The sequence below is a fragment of the Phytohalomonas tamaricis genome, assembly GCF_003012345.1.
In the GTDB taxonomy this organism is placed as follows: domain Bacteria; phylum Pseudomonadota; class Gammaproteobacteria; order Pseudomonadales; family Halomonadaceae; genus Phytohalomonas; species Phytohalomonas tamaricis.
The window spans coordinates 584539-606208 of the sequence record NZ_PVRV01000020.1; the positions used below are offsets into that span (position 1 = coordinate 584539).

The following is a 21670-nucleotide window of genomic DNA, read 5'->3' on the forward strand; positions in this document are numbered from 1 at the left end:
GACAAGTCGTCATGTGGCTTATTGACGAACTTCATGCCTAAAATGACGCAATACTCAGCACTTGAGCACTTAGACGTAGATAGTTAAATCTGATCGAAAGGATCATCCATGTTTGCGCAACTCTTCGCCGTCATGGCGCCGGTACTGGCCGGTGCGGGCGTTGGTTTTTTCTGGGTCAAGTTCAAGCAGCCCTACCCTACCGAGTTCATTACCAAGCTGGTGTTGAACGTCGGTACGCCATGTCTGATCATTGGTTCACTGTCACAGACTCACATCGACATCGAAGCGTTCAAGGACATGACGCTGGCGACACTCCTGGTCGTCGCGATAATGGCACTAATCGGCGCGGCACTGGCGTATTGGCGCAAGCTCGAATGGCAAACCGTTGTTCCCGCCATGGCCTTTCCTAATACCGGCAACATGGGCCTGCCGATTTCACTTTATGCCTTCGGTCAGCAGGGCTTCGGTTACGCTGTCGCTGTCTTCGTGGTGATGTCGCTGCTGCAATTCGTGGTCGGTAGCCTGACAGCAAGCAAACGCCCGCTGCGCAGCATTGTGCGCACGCCGACAATCTATGCCATCGTCATCGCCCTGATCATGATGGCCTACGGCATTACCCTACCGCAGTGGCTGGCTAATAGCGTTGAGTTGCTGGCCGGCTTTACCATTCCAATGATGCTGATCACGCTCGGCGTGTCGCTGGCCAGTATCAGGGCACGCAATATCGGCGTCGGGGTGAGTTTCGGCCTGATGCGCGTCGCCATTGCCGCCGTGATCAGCCTCGCCATCGGCTGGGCACTGTCGCTGCCCGAGCAGGAAATGGCCCAGCTGATGCTGCAGATGTGCATGCCGGTGGCGGTCTATAACTATCTGTTCGCGCTCAAGGCTGGACGCTCGCCCGAAAAGGTAGCGAGCCTGGTACTGTGTTCGACGCTACTGTCGTTTCTTTATCTGCCGATCCTGCTCTCTTGGGTGCTATCTCTCGATTGACCGACAGCTTTCCACACATCATCAAATTACGCGCGGCTTGCTCCGGGACAGTAGCCGATATGGCTGCATTCACCGCGATTGGTCGCACCGTTGCCAGCGGCTATACGGTCTACTAGCTGATCCGGCTGGCCCCGTCAGCGGTAAAAATATCCATAAAAAAAGCCACCAAAAGGTGGCTTTTTGCATACTGAGCGAACCTATTGGCTTACTGCTTCTGTTGCGCCATTTGCTGAACTTTCTGCATCAGCTTTGGATCGTTCTGTACGGCTTGGCCAATCTGGTTGAACTGCTCAACCTGAAGACCGCTGTCTTGAACAGCCTTGACCATTTTATCGTTGGCTTCCTGACGCACCTCTTGCTGCTTATCGGCATCTTGAGTGTTCTGCAGCTTCTGGGTGTAGTTCTGAGAAATACCAGCGATTTCCTGAGAAGCGGAAGCAAAGTTCTGCAGCTGCTTATCGGAGAAGTTTTGCTGAGCCTGACCCTGCTGCACGCCGCTCTGAGTCTGTGCTGAGCTGCTCTGGGTTTGTGCGGAGCTGCTCTGAGCATATGCAGTTCCTGCTGCCATCCCCGAGGCAAGAAGTGCGGCAGAAAAAAGCGCGGTGGTCCGTTTCATGAACATTCTCCATTTTCACGTTTGTGACATCCTATCAGAGGGCATTGAAGCTAAAGAGTTCAAATAACAACAGTAATTTAATGAAAAGATGTGTTTCATGCTGAAAGGCAAGCGCTACCCAGGCGGATCTTTCAGCCCGTAACGGTGACTTTACGTCTTTAAACCTCCGCCTCCTCAGGTCTTCTCGTTAACCTCGCCCGACATTTTTTTCACGCTGACTGTATGCGCTCTTTGGCTAGCGGCTGTTGTCATCGCTGCACTCGATCTACGCTAATACAGGATCATTTATTAAATCATCGCCAAGGAGCAGGCCAACATGTCACCGATCTGGCACACCATCATTATCGGAACACTCAGCTACATCGCCCTGATTATCGTACTGCGCGTCTCGGGTAAGCGCACGCTGTCGAAATGGAACGCCTTTGATTTCATCGTCACTATCGCCCTGGGTTCCACGCTGGCAACCTCATTGATGTCGAATAGCGTTACACTGGGGCAAAGCGTGACCGCATTTATCGTCATCGTGTTATTGCAGTTCGTGATCACCTTCTTCTCGGTCCGCTCAGTGGGCATGCGCAAGCTCATCAAGGCTGAGCCGACACTTTTGTTCTATCGCGGTGAGTATCGCTACGACACCATGCACAGCGAACGAGTTGTCGAAGCGGAGGTACGCGCCGCAATCCGCGAGAACGGTATTGCTGATGTCGAAAAGGTCAGTGCCGTTATTCTGGAGACAGACGGCGGTTTCAGCGTCATTCCAGAACTTGGCGACACCAATTCTGCCCTCAAGGATGTCGAGCCCTTTCGCAGCGAGAGCAATGCACACCAGGAGCAAACGCCACGCTGATCAGTTGGCCATCATGGCGACTTTTCATTAATCACTCCTTTCAGCTCAGCCGCGCCCGTTGCTTTTTAAAGCAAGGGCGCAGCTGCTTAGCCAAAAATAATCTGACGGCCTCGCATCGCTTCATCGCTCACGCCGCCAGCGCCTCGCTGAGGTAAGTGCGTAGAGCGGCATTTCTGAATTGCTGCCTGAGATACCACAGTTGCAACGGCGTGACCTGGCGGGGCCGCATCATGTAAAGCACTTCCGCCATGGTCGGCACGAAGGGCTCAAGCAGTAACGCCATGCCCGCCTCCTCAGGGGTGCGATTGGCCTTGAAGCTGTTACATCGCTGACAACAGGCAACCGCATTGAGCATAGATAATCGCCCGCCGCGCGAGCGCGGCAGCACATGATCAATGGTCAGTGCCTGGCGTGACAAAGAAGAGCCGCAGTAGGCACACTGCAAACCTTCTCGATGCTTGCATAGCGCGCTGTTAAAGCCGGTGTGTTCATAGGCCAGCGGTGTGTTGGCGTGCTGGGCGACGCCGATGACGTCAGGAATGTCGATATAGGATTGTTTGCCGCTCAGGGCATTGGTGCCGCCATGGAGCCGATGAGTGCCGTCACCATCGGTCCAGACAATCGCCCCCTCGGAGCGGCGTGACATGAGAACGGCTGCTTCTTCAAGTGTCAGCCAGTCGATAGGAACGCCGGATGCGTATAGCCGCAATACCATGGGACTGCTCACGGTGTTTCTCCCCGCCAAACGGTCTAACCACGATCTTAAGCTAACGTGTCATTACGATGACAACTGCCCAGCTGTCAAGAAAAATCATGACAGAGTAGGCTTTTTCAGATAACGCCTTGTTGACCAGAACAGCCTCGACGCCCTGCGCCTGGATCTCGCCGTAGTGCGGATGAACGTGATTGCGTGGGTACATTCGCCAGAGGCTAGCGCATCAGCCAGTCGGTAGCGCTCGGTACATTAAGCGGGGGTGCCAGCCAGAATCCCTGGGCAACACCGCAGCCCAGCGTACGCAGGAAATCGGCCTGGGCGTCGGTTTCAAGTCCTTCGGCGATCACCTCCAATCCCAGCGCCTTTGCCATGCTGAGAATCGCACTGACCAGTTCGCCATCCTCATAATTGCCGGGCAACTCACGAATGAAGCTGGCATCAATCTTGAGCACGCTGATCGGCAGCCGTCGCAGGTAGGAGAGCGACGAATAGCCGGTGCCGAAATCGTCAAGCAGTAGCCGAATTCTGCGCTCACGCAGACGCTGCAATACCTTGTGCACCACCTCGGCATTCGGGATCAGACAACTCTCGGTCAGCTCCAGCTCGATCAATTCGGGCGGCAGTGAGTAGCGCGCCAGACAACGTTCGACCTCATCCACGAAGCGCTCGTCGTTGAGTTGCAGCGCCGAGACATTGATCGCTACCGGCACTCGGGGCAAATGGCGCCAGGCGTGGAGCTGAGAACAGACACGATCCAGCACCCAGCGACCGATATGATCGATGAGGCCAAGCTTTTCAGCCAGCGGGATGAACTGCAGCGGAGGCACTACACCCAGCACGGGATCGGTCCAGCGCAGCAGCGCCTCGAAACCGACCAACCGTCCCTCTTTCAGGGTGGCCTGAGGCTGATAAACCACGTCCAGTTCGTTGGCGTCGAGCGCACGGCGCAGGCTCTGCTCCAGCGTCAGCACCTGCTGGTTATGCTGGCCCATGTACGGCTGATAAAAGCGCCACTGCTTACGGCCCGCCGCCTTGGCACGGTACACCGCCGTGTCGGCGTGCTTGAGCAACGCTTCGCTGCTCTCGCCATGCTCGGGATAGACACTGATGCCAATGCTGGCCGAAAGAGTGAGAGGAGAGTCATGTATCTCGAACGGACAACAAATGCTCTCGATCAGTTGCGTGGCCAGCGTTCCAAGCGCATCGAGACTTTCCACTTGGTGTACCAGCACGCTAAATTCATCGCCGCCAAGTCGCGCCACCGACTCCTCTTCACCAACGGTAGCCTGCAGGCGTGTGGCGATCGTGCTCAGCACCTGATCGCCGACGCGATGACCAAGGGTACAATTGATGCGTTTAAACAAGTCGAGATCAAGCACTATCACCGCCATACGACGACTTTCGCGGTGAGCCATGGCGCGCGCTTGTTCGAGCCGTTCAAGAAACAGCCGGCGGTTGGCCAGCCCCGTCAGATCATCGCAATAAACGAGCCTGCGGATCTGAACCTCCTGACGTTTACGGGCCGTGGTGTCGCTGAATATCGCAGCGAACTGCTGGAGCTGGCCGCTGGCATCGCGGATCGCATTGATCGTCAGCCACTCGGGAAAGACCTCCCCGTTCTTGTTCCGGCTCCAGATCTCGCCCTGCCAGTAGTCCTGTTCAAGCAGTGTGCGCCACATGGTGCGATAGAATCCCGCGGACTGGCGGCCTGAGCTCAGTAGGCCGGGACGGTTGCCAACACTCTCCTCGGCACTGTAACCGGTCAAGAGCGTGAAGCGGGAATTGACCGACTGAATCACCCCACGTGCATCGGTAATGATGATGCCGTCCACCGAGGCGTTGATCCCGCCGTGGACGAGATGCTGGTACTCGGAAGAGGCGCACTGCGTATGGTCGCGCGCCTCCGGCGTTTCCTCGATTGAATCACAGCTCAACAGGCTGTCACTGACCCGCTCCGCTGCATGTGTTTCACTCACCGCCTTGCCCCATATTTTGTTGTATTCAGGAAATGACGCCAGGCAGTCACATATTCGCGACGCACTCTCCCTAGGCTTATGCGATTGACAGCCCGGCAATATAGGCCAGGTATGTTATCAGTTAAACGTGGCTTGGCTTACGAGCAGAATTAACGCAACGGTCAACGCAACGTGCGTTCCAGCGGCACTTTTATCGATGCAGGAACGCTTATTGCTTATACGAATGACAGTAACGGCATTCATTATTTGAGATGGCGCAAATAATCGGGGCCGCCTAGCTGACGCATCTGCTGGCGAATCCAGCGTGCTCGCCCCGCCACGCGCGGCGTGGGGCGTACCGGGCTCCAGCCGAGCGGATTGGGCAACACGGCAGCGAGGCGCGCCGCCTGCTCGGCGCTCAAGCGGCCAGCGTCGACACCGTAGTAATGGCGCGCTGCGGCCTGCAAACCGAAGACACCATGATCCCATTCAGCGATATTGAGATAGACCTCAAGGATGCGCTGCTTGGGCCAGATCAGTTCGATCAGCCCGGTGAACCACGCCTCCAACCCCTTGCGCACCCAACTGCGGCCTGACCACAGGAAAGCATTCTTGGCGGTCTGCTGGCTGATCGTGCTCGCCCCACGCAGTGACTTGCCCTCCAGCCAGGCGTCGAACGCCAGTTGTATCTGATGGGTATCAAAGCCGTGATGAAAGGGAAAGCGCTGATCCTCACTGGCGATCACGGCGATCTTGGCCTGGCTGGACATTCGCTCGTAGGGAACCCAGACGTACTGCAGCTGAAGTGGTTCACCATCACGCCACGATTCGATTTGGCGTTCGAGCATTACCGAAGACCATGGCAGCGGCACGAAGCGAAACAGCACGACAGCCAGCACTGACACGCCGACGAACAGCCCGAGCGCGACCCCGAGGGCTCGCCATAAGCGTTGCATGAAGGTTCCCTGCACCATGAAGCGACTCTTGAAGATTGTATTCGCTGCAGTATATCAACCGTCTCTCCTTACCCCTATCTTGTTGAGCCCGTTGATTGGCAAGCGTCTTGACACGTCTTTGTTCTTTATATAGAACGCTCGTTTTAAAGAACGCAGGTAATTCCCATGGATATCGCCATGCTCGAGGCGCTCGGCCGGCGCATCACCACGCTGCGTCAGGCACGCGAACTGTCACTGTCGGCGCTGGCGGTCAAGGCCGGCGTCGCCAAATCCAACCTTTCGAATCTCGAACAGGGACGAGGTAACCCGACTTTGGACACCCTCTGGCGGCTGGCCAAGCAGCTCAAAGTGCCGTTCGGTGTTCTGATCGCCACCGAGGTCGGCATGGCCTCCAGTGTGATTGACAATGGCATGTATATCACTCTGCTCGGCCAGGGCAGCGCCGCCCACCCGATCGATGCCTATCTGATGCGCGTCGAGGCGGGCGCGAGCCGGTTGGCCGAACCGCATACTTGTGGCAGCGAGGAGCACATCATGGTGCTCAAGGGTGAGGTCGAAGTTGGTCATCATGACGCTACAAGGCAGCTCGGGCCCGGCGAGACGACTCGTTTTGCGGCCGATCATGTCCACATCTATCGCGCCCTTGATGAAGATGTCGCGATGCTGGTCACCATCATCTATCCACCCGTCACCCAGGACCATCCGGCATGACATCCGTTATCATCCTGCCGAGTGTTCGTCTCGGTCTACGCCATAGTCTGCCTATCGTCAGCGGCTACATGCCGGTAGCGGTCGCCTTTGGCGTGATCGCCACCCAGGCTGGACTGTCCCCGCTTGCCGCCACACTCGTGTCGACGTTGATGTATTCCGGTGCCAGTCAGTTTTTGTTCATCGCCCTGCTCGCCAATGGCGCATCGCCGTGGCTGGCCGCCGCATTGGCGCTGCTGATCAACCTGCGTCACATCGTCTATGGGCCAAGTCTGGCCGCCGAACTGCCCTGCCATCCGCGGCTGCGCTGGCTGGCACACGGGCTGACCGATGAGGTCTTCGCCCTGGCCAGTGCAGGCTTGACTCGGCAGCCTTGGGCGCAGCGCATTGACTGGCTGACCGGTGTGGCGCTCGGTGCCTGGTCGAGCTGGGTTGCAGGCACGCTGATCGGTAGCCTGGCAGGCGAGTGGTTGACCAGCCACTGGCCGCTGCTGGCTCAAGTATTGCCCTTCGCGCTACCGGCACTGTTCCTCGTTCTGATCGCACCGCGCTTCGGATCAAAGCGCTGGAGTACAGCGCTGACAATCGCCGCCATCGCAGGGGCGCTGTTCGCCGCCTTCGATCTCCCTAACCTCGGCCTGCCACTCGCTGCGCTGTGTGGCGCCCTGGCCTACTGGAGGCTGTCATGACCACCGAAGTCGCTATCGCTTTGCTTATTGTTGCCAGCGGCACGTTCCTGATGCGCGCCGTGCCGCTGCATTGGATGCAACGCCACCTATCGCGGCGCAGCGAGCAGAGCGCACCGCCGCCCGCCTGGCTGGGCCTCTCGGGGCCACTATTGATCGCCGCGCTGCTCGGCGTCTCAAGCGTGCCGAGTCCACCAAGTGCCGCAGCATGGGGCGCAGTCGCGGTCGGGCTGACAGTGACCGCACTGGTGTGGTGGCGATATCGCGCGCTAGGCATACCGATTCTCGCCGGCGTGTTGAGCTACGGCGTTGTGATTTGGCTCGCCGCTGCGCTGGTGTAGGCTGGTCCTTCGTGGATAAGGCCTGCGGTCGTGACGGTGGACGATGCCAAGCATATACCACATGTCAGTGCCTATAACGGCGCAGACATGGTCGATTTCAAGGAGATAGAACCATCATCTTAATTATTCGGCTAGGCGTGTTTTCGCAAAACCGCTTGAGTCAATATATCAATATATGGCGAGATGCTGACATACACGTATCATTCTCCTCTCTACCGATAGCGGAGTGACTCCGATGACCACCACGGCTCAGGCCGATGCCTTTTGGCAGCGTGCGCCACGCAGTCGGCGATTGCGCGATCTCGAAGCAGCGTATCAGCGCGGCGATTTCTCACCCCAGGAGGCGAGCGAGGCGTTGATTCGTCGCGTCGAGTCGCTACCCGAGGTGACACGTGCTACCTATATCGCGTTCGAGCCCAATCGTCTGCGCGACAGCGCACCGGCACAGTGGCAGCTCAGCGCCGGACCACTGGCGGGCGTGCCGGTCAGCATCAAGGATCTTTTCGACACCACGGGTGAGGTAACCCGGGCCGGCTCGCGTGTGCTGGCCGGCGCCGCGCCGGCCGAACGCGATGCCAGCGCCGTCGCGCGCCTGCGCAGTGCTGGCGCACAGCTGTGCGGACGCACCACCATGACAGAGTTTGCCTTCTCCGGGCTTGGCCTCAATCCGCACTACGGTTCGCCGCCCAACCCGTTCGATGGCAAACGCATTACCGGCGGTTCGAGTTCCGGCGGCGCTGCCTCGGTCGCATTCGGACTCGCTGCGGCGACGCTTGGCAGCGATACCGGTGGCTCGCTGCGCATTCCGGCCGCTTTCTGCGGCCTAACCGGCTTCAAACCATCGCAAGCGAGCGTGCCGCTCGATGGTGCCTACCCGCTCGCGCCGAGCCTTGATTGCGTCGGCCCGATCGCTCCCAGTGTCGATTGCTGCGCGCGGCTGTGGAGCGTGCTGGCCCGCCGCGACATGCCCACTCTCGACGAGACGCCGCGGCCACTGCGCTTGGCCGTACCCGAAGGCGGATTACTTGAGGAGCTTGACATCGAAGTCGCCCAGGCGTTTGCACTGGCCTGCGATTATCTGCGTGCCCAAGGCTGTCACCTCGAACACCTGACGATTAACGCCCTTGATGCGGTTTACGCTATTAACCAACGCGGCGGACTGGTCGTGCCTGAAGCCGCCGCGCTGCATCGCGAGCAGCTGGCCCGACACGGTGCGCTTTACGATCCACAGGTCTACAAGCGCCTCGAAGGCGGGCTCGACATTCCCGCTCACGCTTATATCGAGCGGCTGCAGCCACGTGCGGCATTACAGCGCGATTTTTGCGCCGAGCTGGTCGGCTTCGACGCCGTCCTGCTGCCGACCGCGCCTTTACTTCCGCCTGAACGTGAGCGCCTCGAACAAGAAAGCGAGGTCTTCATCGACGCCAATCGCCGTGCGCTGCGCAACACCAACGTCTTCAATTATCTTGACGCCGCAGCGCTGTCGCTGCCGTTCATCGCGCCGGGCGCGGCGCTGCCAATTGGTCTGATGGTGGCGGCGCCACAGGGCGAGGACGCGCGCCTGCTGCAGACCGCCAGCGTGCTAGAGGCGTGGTGCGAACGCTTCGCCGCAGGCTAATATCTCTTCACCTGACGCGACAAAGCCCGCTCATTGGCGGGCTTTGTCGTCTTGCGACTTTGTGTCAGTCAATCAAGCCAAGGTAGCGCGCGTGATAGCGCAGGTGATCGTCGATAAAGGTGGCGATGAAAAAATAGCTGTGGTCGTAGTCGGGTTGACGGCGCAGGATTAACGGTACGCCCTGAATGTGACACGCCTTCTCGAGACGATCGGGCTTGAGCTGCTCGGCGAGGAAGTTATCCGCTTCGCCCTGGTCAACGAACAGCTCCTGCTTCGACTTGCCATTGAGCACGAGTTCACAGGCGTCGTATTCAATCCAGCCAGCCTGATCCGCACCGAGATAGTTGGAAAATGCCTTCTCGCCCCACGGGCAGGCGATCGGGTTGGCAATCGGCGCGAAAGCCGATACCGAGGCGTAGCGTCCCGGCTGCTTGAGTGCGCAAATCAACGCGCCATGACCGCCCATAGAATGGCCGCTGATCGATTCCTGCTCCGAAACAGGGAAGTTGGCCTTGACCAGCGCAGGCAGCTCCTCGGTGACGTAGTCGTACATGCGGTAGTGCGACGACCATGGCTTTTGCGTGGCATTGACATAGAAACCAGCGCCGGAACCGAAGTCGTAGCTGTCGTGTTCACCCGGAAAATCGGTGCCACGCGGGCTGGTGTCAGGGCAGACGATCATGATGCCTAGCTCGGCGGCCAGACGTTGCGCGCCGGCCTTCTGCAAGAAATTTTCATCATTGCAGGTCAGGCCCGACAGCCACCACAGCACCGGCACCGGCTGCGTCTCGGCCTGGGGCGGTATATAGACGCCAAAGATCATGTCGCAGTCGAGCACGTCCGAGTGATGACGAAAGCGCTTGTGCCAGCCACCGAAGCTCTTATTGGCGGCGATCTGTTCGAGTTGTTGCGTAGCCATGAAATCCTCCCTGAAAAGGCAGCAGGGCCTCGCCGTATCAACGAGGCCCTGCATGCCGTTAAACGTATCTAAGCCAGATCAATACAGGATGACCGAGCGGATGCTCTTGCCTTCATGCATCAGGTCGAACGCCTTGTTGATGTCCTCAAGGCCCATGGTATGGGTGACGAAGTCATCAATGTTGATCGCACCTTGCATGTAACGCTCGACGTAGCCCGGCAGCTCGGAGCGGCCCTTGACGCCACCGAAGGCGCTGCCGCGCCAGACGCGGCCGGTCACCAGTTGGAATGGTCGGGTGGATATCTCTTCACCGGCACCGGCGACGCCGATGATCACCGACTCGCCCCAGCCCTTGTGGCAACACTCAAGTGCCTGACGCATCAGGTTAACGTTACCGATGCACTCAAACGAGTAGTCGACGCCGCCGTCGGTCATGTCGACGATAACCTGCTGGAACGGAATGTCGTAGTCGTTGGGATTGACGCAGTCAGTAGCGCCGAGCTGGCGGGCAAACTCGAACTTGCCTTCGTTGATATCGATGGCGATGATCCGCGAAGCCTTGGCCAGCACCGCGCCCTGGATCACCGACAGGCCGATCGCGCCGAGGCCGAACACGGCCACCGTCGAGCCCGGCTCAACCTTAGCCGTGTTGAGCACCGCGCCGATGCCGGTGGTGATGCCGCATCCGAGCAGACAAACCTTGTCGAGCGGGGCTTCATTACTGATCTTGGCCAACGAGATCTCCGGCAGCACGGTATACTCGGAGAATGTTGAGGTGCCCATATAATGGTGGAGCATCTTGCCATTATGCGAGAAGCGCGACGTGCCATCGGGCATCAGTCCCTTGCCTTGGGTGGCGCGCACGGCCTGGCACAGGTTGGTCTTGCCGGACAGGCAGTATTTGCACTTGCCGCACTCGGCGGTATAGAGCGGGATGACATGATCGCCAGGCTTAAGCGTGGTGACGCCCGGGCCGACTTCCTCGACGATCGCACCGCCTTCGTGGCCAAGCACGGAGGGAAACAGGCCCTCGGGGTCCTTGCCAGAAAGCGTGTAGGCATCAGTGTGGCAGACACCGGTGGCAACGACGCGCACCAGCACCTCGCCTTCTTTGGGCCCCTGAACGTCGATCTCCTCAATTTCAAGAGGCTTACCTGCCTCCCAGGCGACAGCGGCACGTGATTTCATTTATTTCTCCAGTACGAATCAATGCGAAACAGCATATAGCTCAGCAGTGTAGGGAATCATTGAGTACCATTGAACCCTGCCCGACTCACAAGAGTATTGCCAGCGAGCAATAATCACGGGAGTTACGGCATTCGTCGCAACCCATAGGATAGCCAAGCATGCAGCGTTGGGATCGCATCGAAGCCTTCGTCGAAGTTGTCCGTCTCGGCAGCTTCTCCGCTGCTGCTCGGCAGCTTCGTGTATCAAGCTCACATGTTAGCCGTTTAATCGGACAGCTAGAGAGTCAACTGGGCACGCAGTTGCTCTATCGTACGACGCGCCAGCTGCGCCTGACCGATGCGGGACGTGTCTATTTTGAGCATTGCCATCAGCTGTTCGAGGGCTTTAAGAGCGCTCACCAGGCGATTCAGGAACTACAGGATCAGCCCAAAGGCGTGCTCAAGCTGACTTCGGCAACCACATTCGGCGAGCGCTACATCGCGCCGCTGGTCAATGATTTCCAGCGCCGCCACCCTCAGCTTGAAATTGATATGCACTTCACCAACCGGCGCGTAGACCTGATCGATGAAGGGTACGATGTGGCGATCCGCCTGGGCGTGCTCGAAGATTCAACTCTGATAGCACGCCGCCTCGGTGCCCGTCATGAATATGTAGTGGGCTCACCAGATTATCTGGCACGACATGGACAGCCAAATACACTGGCTGACCTGACCCATCATAACTGTCTGGTTGGTTCGAAACCGAGTTGGCTGTTCGAAGTAAAAGGACAGCGCCGCGAGGTGCGCATTTCTGGCAACTGGCGCGCCAATTCAGGTCCGGCGCTGCTTGATGCAACGCTCAAGGGGCTGGGTCTTGCCCAGCTCCCCGACTATTACGTAGCTGACTATCTGAAAAGCGGTGAACTCGTCGCTCTGTTGGAGGCCTACCAATATCCCCAAATGGGTATATGGGTCGTCTATCCGCGCCATCGCCATCTTTCGCCTAAGGTCCGCAACTTCGTCGACTTTCTGGCTGAACGGATGGCGATTGATCATGCTAGAAAGAAAAACGCACAAGAAGAATGATCAAGTAAAGTAATCGTTTAAATGGTCATTTAAATATTTGTCTGAAAAACCCGAGACTTCAGCAAGACGAGCAAGATCAGGAATCTCGACGCGATTACGGTCGCGAAATATCAATCCTTCCTCACGCAGCTCGGAAAACGTGCGACTGATATGTACGGCACTAAGCCCAAGAATGTCGGCAAATATCTGCTGAGAGAGCGGCAGACTGAAATAATTGCCAATATCAGGGTTGGTGCGTCTTAAGCGAACATACATTTCATACACGAAATGAGCCACTTTTTCGCGTGCGTTTCGGCGTCCAAGATTAACTAGGCGCTCGGTCAACAAGGCCTGCTGGCGCGCAGAAATGGCAAAAAATACCGCGGTCAATTGTGGAGAATTAGTAAAAATGTCGATCATGCTTTTATTAGGAAAGCGACAGACAATCCCATCGGTCAGCATGGCAACACCGGTAAGACGTTCCTGAAAAGCAAACTCACGCATGCCGATAACATCGCCGGGCAGATAAATATCCATTACCTGACGTGTACCATCGTTCATTGAGCGGTAGGAATAGGCCCACCCCTCTTTCACGGTACAAATATTATCGGCCTTGGCACCTTCTTCCCAGAGCACGTCATTGGCAAAAACATTCAGTGGGCTCTTTTCCAATTCGAGCAAAATGTCCATGTCGTGCTCAGTCAAATCGCAGTAATGACTAAAGTGACGAACAATGCAGCTTTCGGGATTGCTCATAAGGCAGCCTCCTTAACAGAAGATTGAATATTCCTCTTTGGCATGGACGCAAAAATCCAAGGTAGATGCGTCAGTACCTTTCTAATTCAAGCCATTACCAATTTGGCGCCTCACAATCTTTGCCGCACTCGTCAGCCTGTTGTTGAGAAGGGTTATTGTCAGTGCTAACTGCGTAGTTCAGGTATAACCTGAGTTATATGATTTCGCTAAAATTATTAGGTTTTTCAACCTCTTCCGACTAAAAAGCATTCTCAAGTACATTTGATAAGAAAACCTAATGACCAACTTAGCCTTTTATTAAACTTGGGCTAAGTTTCCTCGGGAGAACATTCCATATCTCTCTAGCATATTGCGTCGCTTCTCACACATGGTACGGGTCGCCTTATCAAGAAAAACACTATGTATACCGCCCACCATTTAGTGCCAGTTGTGCTGCATTGACTTTCTTTACTGCGGCGACGGCATTGCGCTCTACTCAAGAGATTTTTTATCCGTCTGGCGATCCGCGAATAAATTGTATTCAAGACTGCTTTCTGGAGGGCACTTATCAGTACAGACGGCCTGATGCACATTGGCAACGGAACAGCCTGCATAAAAAAAGGCGCCCCAAAGGCGCCTTTTAACCTAACTACCTATACTCATTCATCAATGAATGAGCGCAGCGACTCGGACCGTGAAGGATGACGAAGCTTACGCAACGCCTTGGCTTCAATCTGACGAATACGCTCCCGCGTGACGTCAAACTGTTTACCAACCTCCTCAAGCGTATGGTCGGTATTCATATCGATGCCAAAGCGCATGCGCAATACTTTCGCTTCACGTGCCGTCAAGCCACCCAACACGTTGCGTGTCGCCTCAATCAGGCCTTCGCCAGTGGCAGAATCGATCGGTGATACCATAGCACCGTCTTCGATAAAGTCACCAAGATGTGAATCATCATCATCCCCGATCGGTGTTTCCATCGAAATCGGCTCTTTGGCGATTTTAAGCACTTTACGTACTTTATCTTCCGGCATTTCAAGCCGTTCACCCAACTCTTCAGGCGTCGGCTCTCGTCCCATTTCCTGAAGCATTTGCCGAGAAACACGATTTAACTTATTGATCGTCTCGATCATATGCACAGGGATACGAATAGTACGCGCCTGATCGGCAATCGAACGGGTAATCGCCTGACGAATCCACCATGTCGCATAGGTTGAGAATTTATAACCTCGACGATACTCGAATTTGTCAACAGCCTTCATCAGGCCAATGTTACCTTCCTGAATCAGATCCAGGAACTGTAAACCACGATTGGTATACTTCTTGGCAATCGAAATAACCAAACGAAGGTTGGCCTCAACCATTTCTTTCTTGGCGCGGCGTGCCTTGGCTTCGCCAATTGACAGCTTACGATTGACTTCCTTGATACCGCTGACAGGCAGGTTGACCAGCTCTTCTTCAAAAGCAATCTTGCGCTGAGCTCGCTGTATGTCGCCACGGAAAGGCTCAATATTGCCAGCGTACTTGCTGTTACCCGTGACAAATTCATCCACCCAAGTCAGATTAGACTCATTACCTGGGAAAGAAGCAATAAACGTCTTGCGCGGCACTTTTCCTTTCTTAACGAAAAGCTGCATGATCAACCGTTCCTGACCACGCACTTGCTCAACGCTCAAGCGGACCTGCCCAACCAGACGCTCGAAATGTTTTGGCACTAGCTTGATCGGTGCAAACAGCTCGGCAAGACGCTCCTGTTCAGCCTTAACTTCCGGCGAGTTCGGGCCATACTTGTCGATCAGTGTCTTGACATGGTCGTTCTGCTCGCGAATCTGCTCAAAGCGAACGCGCGCAAGCTCCGGATCTGGACCGCCTTCGCTGGCGTTATCGTCGTCTTCGCCCTCTTCACCCTCTTCGCCTTCATCTTCATCCTCATCGCTTTCGACAGCGGCAACAATGAATTCAGGCTCGACTTCCTCAACCTCAGCTACACCAGGCACGCCTTCATCAGGATCAATGAAACCGCTGAAAAGATCGGACAAACGGCCCGGCATCTCTTCATCCTGCGTGGCATCATAAGCGCTTAGAATCGAATCGACAGCACCCGGCAAATAAGCCAGTGCAGACATAACCTCACGCGTACCTTCTTCAATACGCTTGGCAATCTCAATTTCACCTTCGCGCGTCAGAAGCTCGACAGTCCCCATTTCACGCATATACATGCGTACGGGATCAGTCGTACGTCCAACATCACTTTCAACCGCCGCCAAAGCGGCAACAGCCTCTTCAGCTGCCGTTTCGTCCGCAGACTGATCGGACATCATCAACGTATCTTCATCAGGCGCTTCTTCGACGACACTGATACCCATGTCGTTGATCATGCCGATGATGTCTTCCACCTGATCGGGGTCCGCGATATCCTCAGGTAGATGGTCGTTGACCTCAGCGTAGGTCAGGAAGCCTTGTTCCTTACCTCGCGCGATCAACTCCTTCAGACGTGACTGCTGTGTATTTCCAGCCATAGAAACCTATCTCGACGAAGAAGAATGAAGCACCTGGACGCATTAAGTAGAAAAGCCTAAGCGTCAAGCAGGCCATTATAGCGCTACTACCCACATACTGCCACGTGGCCTATTTGTTTCGCATTCCAGGTGTGCTAGTTTGGTCGGTTATCTTGTAATACGTATATCCCTTAAATATGGGATAAAATACGTATTTCAACCCCTACTTTGCTTTAGCTCCTGTATGAGCTGCCACAAACGCAGCGCATCTTCCCTGGATAACTTCTCGCCCTGCTTCTCCTTGGCAAGTAATGCCTCGTACTCGCTGCGCGGCGATACATGAATGCGCTGATGATCGAAGTGCGCCAGCAGGCCCTTAATCTCGGTTACGCGTGATGCCTGGGGAATCAACGGCTCACGCTGCATCAGCTCACATAATCGCTCAAAATGGCTCGAGCCATGGAAATGGGCGAGTATAACCTGTGAAGAACGATAGCGACCGGCTCTCAAGAGCATGGCTACCTCACGCAACAAGTGACCATCATCATCATCAGGGCACCAGCTATCGCCTTCTGGCAAGTGCTCGACAAGCGCAGGCGAATGCATCAGAAGATGAAGAGCCTTGGCACTCATCGATAGCGCCCCGATTTGCTTCTGGCGTACGTGCCGACCACTTTGAGCGCCACCGTTTCTCTGTACCTGAGAAGACGATGACGTAGAAACGCTGCCATTCTGCCTAGACTTATCGTCAGATAAGCGCATTTCTTCCCGACCGTTCATCAACGCTTCGACACGAGCCTCTTCAATGTCATAGCGTTTAGACACCTCACGCAACAGTAAGGTTTTCAATACACCTTCCGGCAAGTGCCCAAGCCATTCTATCGATGCGCTTATAACACGCTCGCGCTCTTCGATACGCTTGAGGTTTCTACCCTCTTCGGCCTGCTCGAAAAGAAACTCTGAAAGCGGACTGGCACATACTACGCGCCGCTCGAAACCTTCCTGCCCCTCTCGACGAACCAGGGAGTCTGGATCTTCCCCTTCCGGCAAAAAGAGAAAACGTGCCTGACGACCATCGATCATCAATGGCAAGACAGTATTCAACGCTCGACGCGCCGCCTGACGACCAGCGTTATCACCATCGAAGCAGAACACCACCTCTCCCACCAGTCTGAACAGACGCCGCAGATGGTCTTCTGTCGTGGCTGTCCCCAATGTCGCAACGACATTACGAATACCGTACTGTGCCAGCGCCACAACATCCATATAGCCTTCAACGATCAGTAAACGTTCAAGCTTTACATCAGCCTGACGCGCCTCGTAGAGACCATAGAGTTCTCGACCTTTGTGAAATACCGGCGTTTCGGGCGAGTTAAGATATTTAGGTTTAGCATCGCCAAGCACACGGCCGCCAAACCCTACAGTGCGTCCCTTCCAATCACGAATAGGAAAGACCACCCTGTCGCGAAAACGATCATAGGTGCGTCCACTATCTTCCTTTTGTACCAGCAGGCCATATTCAACTTGCACCGCTTCAGTTACATTCTGCTGATTCAAATAATGCTTGAGACTGTCCCAGCTGTCCGGGGCATAACCGATAGCAAACCTATCGATGATGTCAGCTGAAAGGCCACGGCCCTCAAGATAGTCGCGAGCATGTGATGCATTTTCAAGCGTGAGCTGATTGCGATAGAAACGCACAGCCAACTCTAGAAGATTAGTCCCTTCTTCCCGCTTTTGATCACGTGCTTTATCTCTGGCCCGAGCATGTGGATCATCATTGCCTTCCCGAGGCACCTCAAGCCCCATACGGGAAGCCAGATGTTCTACGGCTTCGGGAAATGCCATACGGTCATATTCCATCAAAAAGCGTAGTGCATTGCCGTGCGCCCCACAGCCAAAGCAGTGATAGAACTGCTTATCCGGCACCACGTTAAATGACGGCGATTTTTCATCATGAAAAGGACATAGCGCCAAAAAGCTACGTCCAGCTTTTTTTAACTTTAGCCGCTCGCCAATAATTTCCGTTACATCAACACGGGCAAGCAGGTCTTCAATGAAGCGCTGAGGTATGTGACCGGCCATGATGTTCGCAGCAATTGGGCGGGAATTACATTGTAACGCATGCAAAGAGCATCAATTCTACCCTTCTGCAAGCTAGCGTGCCAAAACGGAACATATCAAAAACAAACGGCCACCTAATGGCGGCCGCTTGGCATCCCTCTTGAAGCGGTGGGCTACCGCTTCACGTACGGATCAATATAACCGTTCGAAACGCTTGCGCTCGCGCTGCACTTTCTTCGCATGGCGCTTGACAGCAGCGGCTGCCTTACGCTTACGCACTGCCGTAGGCTTTTCATAATGCTCACGACGGCGTACTTCGGAAAGAACACCTGCTTTTTCGCAAGAGCGCTTGAAACGACGCAGAGCAACGTCGAACGGCTCGTTATCGCGTACTTTGACAGAAGGCATTAAGCAATCACCACCTTGGGTATTTTGATCAGTTAGAACGTGCTTAATTGCCGTAAGCCTATCCCTCACTGCATATTCAAGTAACTATGCATCAGGATAACCGCCTCTCAACGGCAAGCCTTACAGTTCAAGCACAGCCCATCTTTTAGAGTCGAGCATTATAGTGATGCCCGCCATCCTTTGCAAATCTCACTGACGTACAGACCGCAAAATGCGTAAAATGGAACTCTATCTTTTTTCAGTGTCCGTAGCTTATCTCAAAGGAGCAGCTTCGCCATCATGCGTGTTTTGGGCATCGAGACCTCTTGCGACGAAACCGGCGTCGCCCTTTACGACACCGAACATGGCTTACTGGCCGATGCCTTGCATAGTCAGATTGCCATGCACGCCGAATATGGCGGTGTCGTACCGGAACTTGCCTCGCGCGATCATGTCCGCAAACTGCTGCCCATGATTGAACAGGTACTTAAGCAAGCCGAACTTAGCCGAGCAGATATCGACGGCATCGCCTATACCGCCGGGCCGGGTCTGGTCGGCGCCCTGATGGTTGGCGCATCAACAGCACATGGGCTAGCCAAGGCATGGAAGATACCCGTCCTTGGCGTTCATCATATGGAGGGGCATCTGCTTGCCCCCATGCTTGAAGATGAGCCCCCCGAGTATCCTTTCGTTGCGCTACTGGTTTCCGGTGGCCATACACAGCTGGTCGAAGTAAAGGGGTTAGGCCAGTACAAATTGCTGGGCGAATCCGTTGATGACGCTGCTGGCGAAGCCTTCGACAAGACAGCCAAAATGTTAGGGTTACCCTACCCTGGCGGACCTCAAGTCGCCAAGCTGGCGGAACAAGGTAATCCGACACGCTTTCGCTTTCCGCGCCCCATGACCGACCGACCAGGGCTCGACTTCAGTTTTTCCGGGCTGAAAACGCATACGCTGACAACACTCAATCAGCTCAAGGCTGCCGGAACGCTTGATGATCAGGCACGTGCCGATATCGCGCGCGCCTTCGAGGACGCTACCATCGATACGCTAACGATAAAGTGCCGCCGGGCGCTTGAGCAGACCGGTCTCAAGCGATTGGTCGTTGCCGGTGGCGTCAGTGCCAACGTTCGACTTCGCGAGCGTCTTTGTGAAGCATTGGCCAAGCGCAATATAAAGACTTACTACCCACGCGGTCGCTTCTGTACCGACAATGGTGCAATGATTGCCTATGTCGGCGCCCAACGCTTGGTCGCCGGAGAACATGATGACAGCACAATGCGCGCCACACCGCGCTGGCCGATCAAGGACCTCGTTCCGCCGCAGTCATGATGCCATGTTACCCATTACGATTACTCAATATTGCAGTTATAGCGAGGCCGCTCATATGGATACTGTATTAATTGAAGGACTTGCCGTAGAAGCAGTTATTGGCGTGTATGAATGGGAAAAGCGCATTCGCCAGCATTTACTCATCGATCTGGCGCTCGGTTGGGATATCCGCGCAGCGGCTGCAAAAGATGATCTTGACGCAACGCTTAATTACGCCGCTATCAGCGAGCGTATTCGTGACTACTGCACCGCCAATAGCTTCGAACTGGTCGAAACCTTCGCAGAACGTATATGTGAATTACTACGCAACGAGTTCGCTGTGCCATGGGTGCGGCTCACCCTCAAGAAGCCGGGCGCAGTGGCCAACGCCTCCTTCGTCGGGGTACGTATAGAACGGGGCGAATACCGCACCAGCGAGGTAAACTGATGGCGCATGTACTGGTGAGTCTTGGCAGCAATATCGACCGCGAGCATCATATCCGGACGGCACTTGATGCGTTATATGAGCAGTTCGGTGAACTGGCCATTTCACGCGTCTTTGAAAGTGAACCTGTGGGGTTTGCCAGTCAGCGCAACTTCTACAATCTTGTCGTGGGATTTAGCTGTCCGATGGCGGTTGGCAAACTGCAGCGTTGGTGCAAGAACATCGAATTCGCCAACGGCCGCGAGCCCAACGCTCCCAAGTTTAGCTCACGCTCACTGGATATCGATATCTTGTGCGTAGACGACCTCAGCGGCGACATCGATGGCGTCTCGCTTCCTCGCAGCGAAATCGGTCATAACGCTTTCGTGCTGCAACCCTTGGCAGAGCTGTTTCCTGAGAGCCGCCATCCGCTCAGTGGTCAGCGCTATATCGATATGTGGAAAGCTTTTAATCCAGGCGCGCAACGTCTGTGGCCCGTCGATTTTTTCTGGCAGGGGAAACAGGTATCCCGCGCTGACTAATGTCAGGTATTGAGTATCTGTGCAACCGCTTCGCACCGGTGCCGTGTCAGCGCCTTGCCAAGTTCCGCTCCTTTGAAACCTTGCTGCATTAGCTGCTGTGGCGATATCTCACTAGCGCGTTGATAAGCGCTTTCAAGTTGCTCTGCCATGTTTGTCTGCCCTCCTGCTGCCAGAGTATCTAGCAGCAACTTGAAACGCTCTGGACGTCTCCAGGCATCGACAAGCCCCAGCCATGCCACAATACGCTCGGCATCGAGCTCTTCATCAGCCAGCCCCCAGCTTCGGGAAAGCAGAATAGCCAGCTCGCGGTAAGCATTCGGCACCCGCAAACGTTGACACAGCGTCTCAAGCACTGCGCTATCCATCTCCGCCAATAGCAATGCCCAACGCTGTTCACGCTGATCTGCCTGCGTCATTCGCGTCAGCGCAGTGGCCAAGCGGTTGCTTTCTGCCAGCTCAGGCAGTAGCACCTCTAGCGCACCACAGGTTTTCAATACGGTGAAGTACGCCTGCGGACAAGGCTCCCCGAGTGCCTTCTCGGTTTCCTGCCATACCCTTTCAGCTACCAGATGCTCAATTTCGCCGCTTTCAACCATGAGACGCATTAGCGCTTGTGTCTCGTTGGCGATAGTAAATCCCAGTGGCTTGAAACGCGCCAAAAATCGCGCCACGCGCAGCACGCGCAGCGGATCCTCAACGAAGGCCATCGAGACATGACGCAGCAGACGCGCGTCGCAATCATGAGCGCCGCCAAAGGGGTCGATCAACTGTCCATCGCATGCTTGGGCCATTGCATTGATGGTCAAATCGCGCCGTTCAAGATCCTCTTCAAGCGTCACGCTCGGCTCGGCGTGCACCGTAAAGCCTGTGTAGCCGTGCCCCTGCTTACGCTCGGTACGCGCCAGCGCATACTCTTCATGCGTTTCAGGATGAAGAAAAACAGGAAAGTCACGCCCTACCGGGCGAAAGCCACGTGAGAGCATCTGCTCGGGTGTAGCACCCACCACGACCCAATCCTGATCGAAACAAGGCCGACCTAGCCGCTCATCCCGCACCGCGCCGCCAACACGATAAACCTCGAGCCCATCAAGGGCGGGATCGGCATCACAAAATGACTGGCGCAT

At 55.5% G+C, this 21670-nt stretch carries 22 protein-coding genes; 10 read left to right on the forward strand and 12 right to left on the reverse strand.

The annotated features are described in order from the left end of the window. Positions 1 to 108: 108 nt before the first annotated feature. Positions 109 to 990, forward strand: coding sequence for an AEC family transporter (locus C3Z11_RS08110; RefSeq protein ID WP_106477422.1), 882 nt, complete (start codon positions 109 to 111; stop codon positions 988 to 990). 205 nt (positions 991 to 1195) lie between these two features. Here C3Z11_RS08110 and C3Z11_RS08115 read toward each other — a convergent pair whose 3' ends face one another. Beyond that, positions 1196 to 1606 carry a DUF4168 domain-containing protein gene (locus tag C3Z11_RS08115; protein ID WP_106477423.1) on the reverse strand — a complete coding sequence of 137 codons (411 nt, stop codon included), beginning with the start codon at positions 1604 to 1606 and terminating at the stop codon, positions 1196 to 1198. 316 nt (positions 1607 to 1922) lie between these two features. Between C3Z11_RS08115 and C3Z11_RS08120 the strand changes: the two genes are divergently transcribed. After that, entirely contained in the window at positions 1923 to 2453 is a 531-nt protein-coding gene (locus C3Z11_RS08120; RefSeq protein ID WP_106477424.1) for a DUF421 domain-containing protein, read from the forward strand. 127 nt (positions 2454 to 2580) lie between these two features. Here the strand turns inward: C3Z11_RS08120 and C3Z11_RS08125 are convergent, their stop codons facing one another. The 4 genes from C3Z11_RS08125 to mtgA form a co-directional block, all read right to left on the reverse strand. Then, a complete protein-coding gene (locus C3Z11_RS08125; RefSeq protein WP_158700956.1) occupies positions 2581 to 3180 on the reverse strand; it encodes an HNH endonuclease in 600 nt (199 codons plus the stop codon). Positions 3181 to 3220: 40 nt separating this feature from the next. Further along, the gene (locus C3Z11_RS16785; RefSeq protein ID WP_158700958.1) at positions 3221 to 3373 is read right to left on the reverse strand and encodes a hypothetical protein; all 153 of its coding nucleotides are present in this window, start codon (positions 3371 to 3373) and stop codon (positions 3221 to 3223) included. Between the two features lie 10 nt (positions 3374 to 3383). Next, the gene (locus tag C3Z11_RS08130) at positions 3384 to 5144 is read right to left on the reverse strand and encodes a putative bifunctional diguanylate cyclase/phosphodiesterase (RefSeq protein WP_158700960.1); all 1761 of its coding nucleotides are present in this window, start codon (positions 5142 to 5144) and stop codon (positions 3384 to 3386) included. A gap of 242 nt (positions 5145 to 5386) precedes the next feature. Continuing rightward, positions 5387 to 6079 (reverse strand): monofunctional biosynthetic peptidoglycan transglycosylase, encoded by a 693-nt coding sequence (gene mtgA, locus C3Z11_RS08135; RefSeq protein ID WP_262927302.1) that lies wholly within the window; start codon positions 6077 to 6079, stop codon positions 5387 to 5389. 165 nt (positions 6080 to 6244) lie between these two features. On the opposite strand from mtgA, the gene C3Z11_RS08140 reads away from it, so the two are divergent. The 4 genes from C3Z11_RS08140 to C3Z11_RS08155 all read left to right on the forward strand — a co-directional run bounded on the left by C3Z11_RS08140 (position 6245) and on the right by C3Z11_RS08155 (position 9432). Beyond that, positions 6245 to 6790: a helix-turn-helix domain-containing protein gene (locus tag C3Z11_RS08140; protein ID WP_106477428.1), complete on the forward strand. Its 546-nt coding sequence runs from the start codon at positions 6245 to 6247 to the stop codon at positions 6788 to 6790. After that, a complete protein-coding gene (locus C3Z11_RS08145) occupies positions 6787 to 7476 on the forward strand; it encodes an AzlC family ABC transporter permease (protein WP_106477429.1) in 690 nt (229 codons plus the stop codon). The genes C3Z11_RS08140 and C3Z11_RS08145 overlap by 4 nt, the downstream gene beginning before the upstream one ends. Continuing rightward, entirely contained in the window at positions 7473 to 7814 is a 342-nt protein-coding gene (locus tag C3Z11_RS08150; protein WP_106477430.1) for an AzlD domain-containing protein, read from the forward strand. The genes C3Z11_RS08145 and C3Z11_RS08150 overlap by 4 nt, the downstream gene beginning before the upstream one ends. Positions 7815 to 8049: 235 nt before the next feature. Beyond that, the gene (locus C3Z11_RS08155; RefSeq protein WP_106477431.1) at positions 8050 to 9432 is read left to right on the forward strand and encodes an amidase; all 1383 of its coding nucleotides are present in this window, start codon (positions 8050 to 8052) and stop codon (positions 9430 to 9432) included. Positions 9433 to 9496: 64 nt separating this feature from the next. Here the strand turns inward: C3Z11_RS08155 and fghA are convergent, their stop codons facing one another. Both fghA and C3Z11_RS08165 read right to left on the reverse strand, forming a co-directional pair. Further along, positions 9497 to 10351, reverse strand: coding sequence for an S-formylglutathione hydrolase (gene fghA, locus C3Z11_RS08160; protein WP_106477432.1), 855 nt, complete (start codon positions 10349 to 10351; stop codon positions 9497 to 9499). A 78-nt stretch (positions 10352 to 10429) separates the two neighbouring features. Beyond that, positions 10430 to 11539, reverse strand: coding sequence for an S-(hydroxymethyl)glutathione dehydrogenase/class III alcohol dehydrogenase (locus C3Z11_RS08165; RefSeq protein ID WP_106477433.1), 1110 nt, complete (start codon positions 11537 to 11539; stop codon positions 10430 to 10432). 158 nt (positions 11540 to 11697) lie between these two features. Here C3Z11_RS08165 and C3Z11_RS08170 point away from each other — a divergent pair, with 158 nt between their 5' ends. Then, positions 11698 to 12603, forward strand: a complete 906-nt coding sequence (locus tag C3Z11_RS08170; protein ID WP_106477434.1) for a LysR family transcriptional regulator — start codon at positions 11698 to 11700, stop codon at positions 12601 to 12603. On the opposite strand, the gene C3Z11_RS08175 is transcribed toward C3Z11_RS08170, so the two are convergent. The 4 genes from C3Z11_RS08175 to rpsU form a co-directional block, all read right to left on the reverse strand. Next, positions 12604 to 13338 (reverse strand): Crp/Fnr family transcriptional regulator, encoded by a 735-nt coding sequence (locus C3Z11_RS08175; RefSeq protein ID WP_106477435.1) that lies wholly within the window; start codon positions 13336 to 13338, stop codon positions 12604 to 12606. Between the two features lie 638 nt (positions 13339 to 13976). After that, complete coding sequence (gene rpoD / locus C3Z11_RS08180; RefSeq protein ID WP_106477436.1) at positions 13977 to 15839, reverse strand: RNA polymerase sigma factor RpoD; 1863 nt, start codon at positions 15837 to 15839, stop codon at positions 13977 to 13979. 195 nt (positions 15840 to 16034) lie between these two features. Continuing rightward, on the reverse strand, positions 16035 to 17903 hold the full coding sequence (gene dnaG / locus C3Z11_RS08185) for a DNA primase (RefSeq protein ID WP_106477437.1): 1869 nt from the start codon (positions 17901 to 17903) through the stop codon (positions 16035 to 16037). A 171-nt stretch (positions 17904 to 18074) separates the two neighbouring features. Continuing rightward, on the reverse strand, positions 18075 to 18290 hold the full coding sequence (gene rpsU, locus C3Z11_RS08190) for a 30S ribosomal protein S21 (protein ID WP_106477438.1): 216 nt from the start codon (positions 18288 to 18290) through the stop codon (positions 18075 to 18077). A 279-nt stretch (positions 18291 to 18569) separates the two neighbouring features. Here rpsU and tsaD point away from each other — a divergent pair, with 279 nt between their 5' ends. From tsaD to folK, 3 genes are read left to right on the forward strand one after another with little or no spacing between them, the layout of a single operon-like run. Further along, a complete protein-coding gene (gene tsaD / locus C3Z11_RS08195; protein WP_106477439.1) occupies positions 18570 to 19601 on the forward strand; it encodes a tRNA (adenosine(37)-N6)-threonylcarbamoyltransferase complex transferase subunit TsaD in 1032 nt (343 codons plus the stop codon). Between the two features lie 55 nt (positions 19602 to 19656). Next, a complete protein-coding gene (folB, locus tag C3Z11_RS08200) occupies positions 19657 to 20028 on the forward strand; it encodes a dihydroneopterin aldolase (protein ID WP_106477440.1) in 372 nt (123 codons plus the stop codon). Further along, on the forward strand, positions 20028 to 20546 hold the full coding sequence (gene folK / locus C3Z11_RS08205; protein ID WP_106477441.1) for a 2-amino-4-hydroxy-6-hydroxymethyldihydropteridine diphosphokinase: 519 nt from the start codon (positions 20028 to 20030) through the stop codon (positions 20544 to 20546). The genes folB and folK overlap by 1 nt, the downstream gene beginning before the upstream one ends. A gap of 2 nt (positions 20547 to 20548) precedes the next feature. On the opposite strand, the gene C3Z11_RS08210 is transcribed toward folK, so the two are convergent. After that, positions 20549 to 21670, reverse strand: a complete 1122-nt coding sequence (locus tag C3Z11_RS08210; RefSeq protein ID WP_106477442.1) for a polynucleotide adenylyltransferase — start codon at positions 21668 to 21670, stop codon at positions 20549 to 20551.

Coding starts and splice junctions, on each gene's coding strand:
- C3Z11_RS08110 (WP_106477422.1), top strand. CDS start 109: ATGTTTGCGCAACTCTTCGCCGTCATGGCGCCGGTACTGGCCGGTGCG.
- C3Z11_RS08115 (WP_106477423.1), bottom strand. CDS start 1,606: ATGAAACGGACCACCGCGCTTTTTTCTGCCGCACTTCTTGCCTCGGGG.
- C3Z11_RS08120 (WP_106477424.1), top strand. CDS start 1,923: ATGTCACCGATCTGGCACACCATCATTATCGGAACACTCAGCTACATC.
- C3Z11_RS16785 (WP_158700958.1), bottom strand. CDS start 3,373: ATGTACCCACGCAATCACGTTCATCCGCACTACGGCGAGATCCAGGCG.
- mtgA (WP_262927302.1), bottom strand. CDS start 6,079: ATGCAACGCTTATGGCGAGCCCTCGGGGTCGCGCTCGGGCTGTTCGTC.
- C3Z11_RS08140 (WP_106477428.1), top strand. CDS start 6,245: ATGGATATCGCCATGCTCGAGGCGCTCGGCCGGCGCATCACCACGCTG.
- C3Z11_RS08145 (WP_106477429.1), top strand. CDS start 6,787: ATGACATCCGTTATCATCCTGCCGAGTGTTCGTCTCGGTCTACGCCAT.
- C3Z11_RS08150 (WP_106477430.1), top strand. CDS start 7,473: ATGACCACCGAAGTCGCTATCGCTTTGCTTATTGTTGCCAGCGGCACG.
- C3Z11_RS08155 (WP_106477431.1), top strand. CDS start 8,050: ATGACCACCACGGCTCAGGCCGATGCCTTTTGGCAGCGTGCGCCACGC.
- fghA (WP_106477432.1), bottom strand. CDS start 10,351: ATGGCTACGCAACAACTCGAACAGATCGCCGCCAATAAGAGCTTCGGT.
- C3Z11_RS08165 (WP_106477433.1), bottom strand. CDS start 11,539: ATGAAATCACGTGCCGCTGTCGCCTGGGAGGCAGGTAAGCCTCTTGAA.
- C3Z11_RS08170 (WP_106477434.1), top strand. CDS start 11,698: ATGCAGCGTTGGGATCGCATCGAAGCCTTCGTCGAAGTTGTCCGTCTC.
- C3Z11_RS08175 (WP_106477435.1), bottom strand. CDS start 13,338: ATGAGCAATCCCGAAAGCTGCATTGTTCGTCACTTTAGTCATTACTGC.
- rpoD (WP_106477436.1), bottom strand. CDS start 15,839: ATGGCTGGAAATACACAGCAGTCACGTCTGAAGGAGTTGATCGCGCGA.
- dnaG (WP_106477437.1), bottom strand. CDS start 17,903: ATGGCCGGTCACATACCTCAGCGCTTCATTGAAGACCTGCTTGCCCGT.
- rpsU (WP_106477438.1), bottom strand. CDS start 18,290: ATGCCTTCTGTCAAAGTACGCGATAACGAGCCGTTCGACGTTGCTCTG.
- tsaD (WP_106477439.1), top strand. CDS start 18,570: ATGCGTGTTTTGGGCATCGAGACCTCTTGCGACGAAACCGGCGTCGCC.
- folB (WP_106477440.1), top strand. CDS start 19,657: ATGGATACTGTATTAATTGAAGGACTTGCCGTAGAAGCAGTTATTGGC.
- folK (WP_106477441.1), top strand. CDS start 20,028: ATGGCGCATGTACTGGTGAGTCTTGGCAGCAATATCGACCGCGAGCAT.
- C3Z11_RS08210 (WP_106477442.1), bottom strand. CDS start 21,670: ATGCGCCAGTCATTTTGTGATGCCGATCCCGCCCTTGATGGGCTCGAG.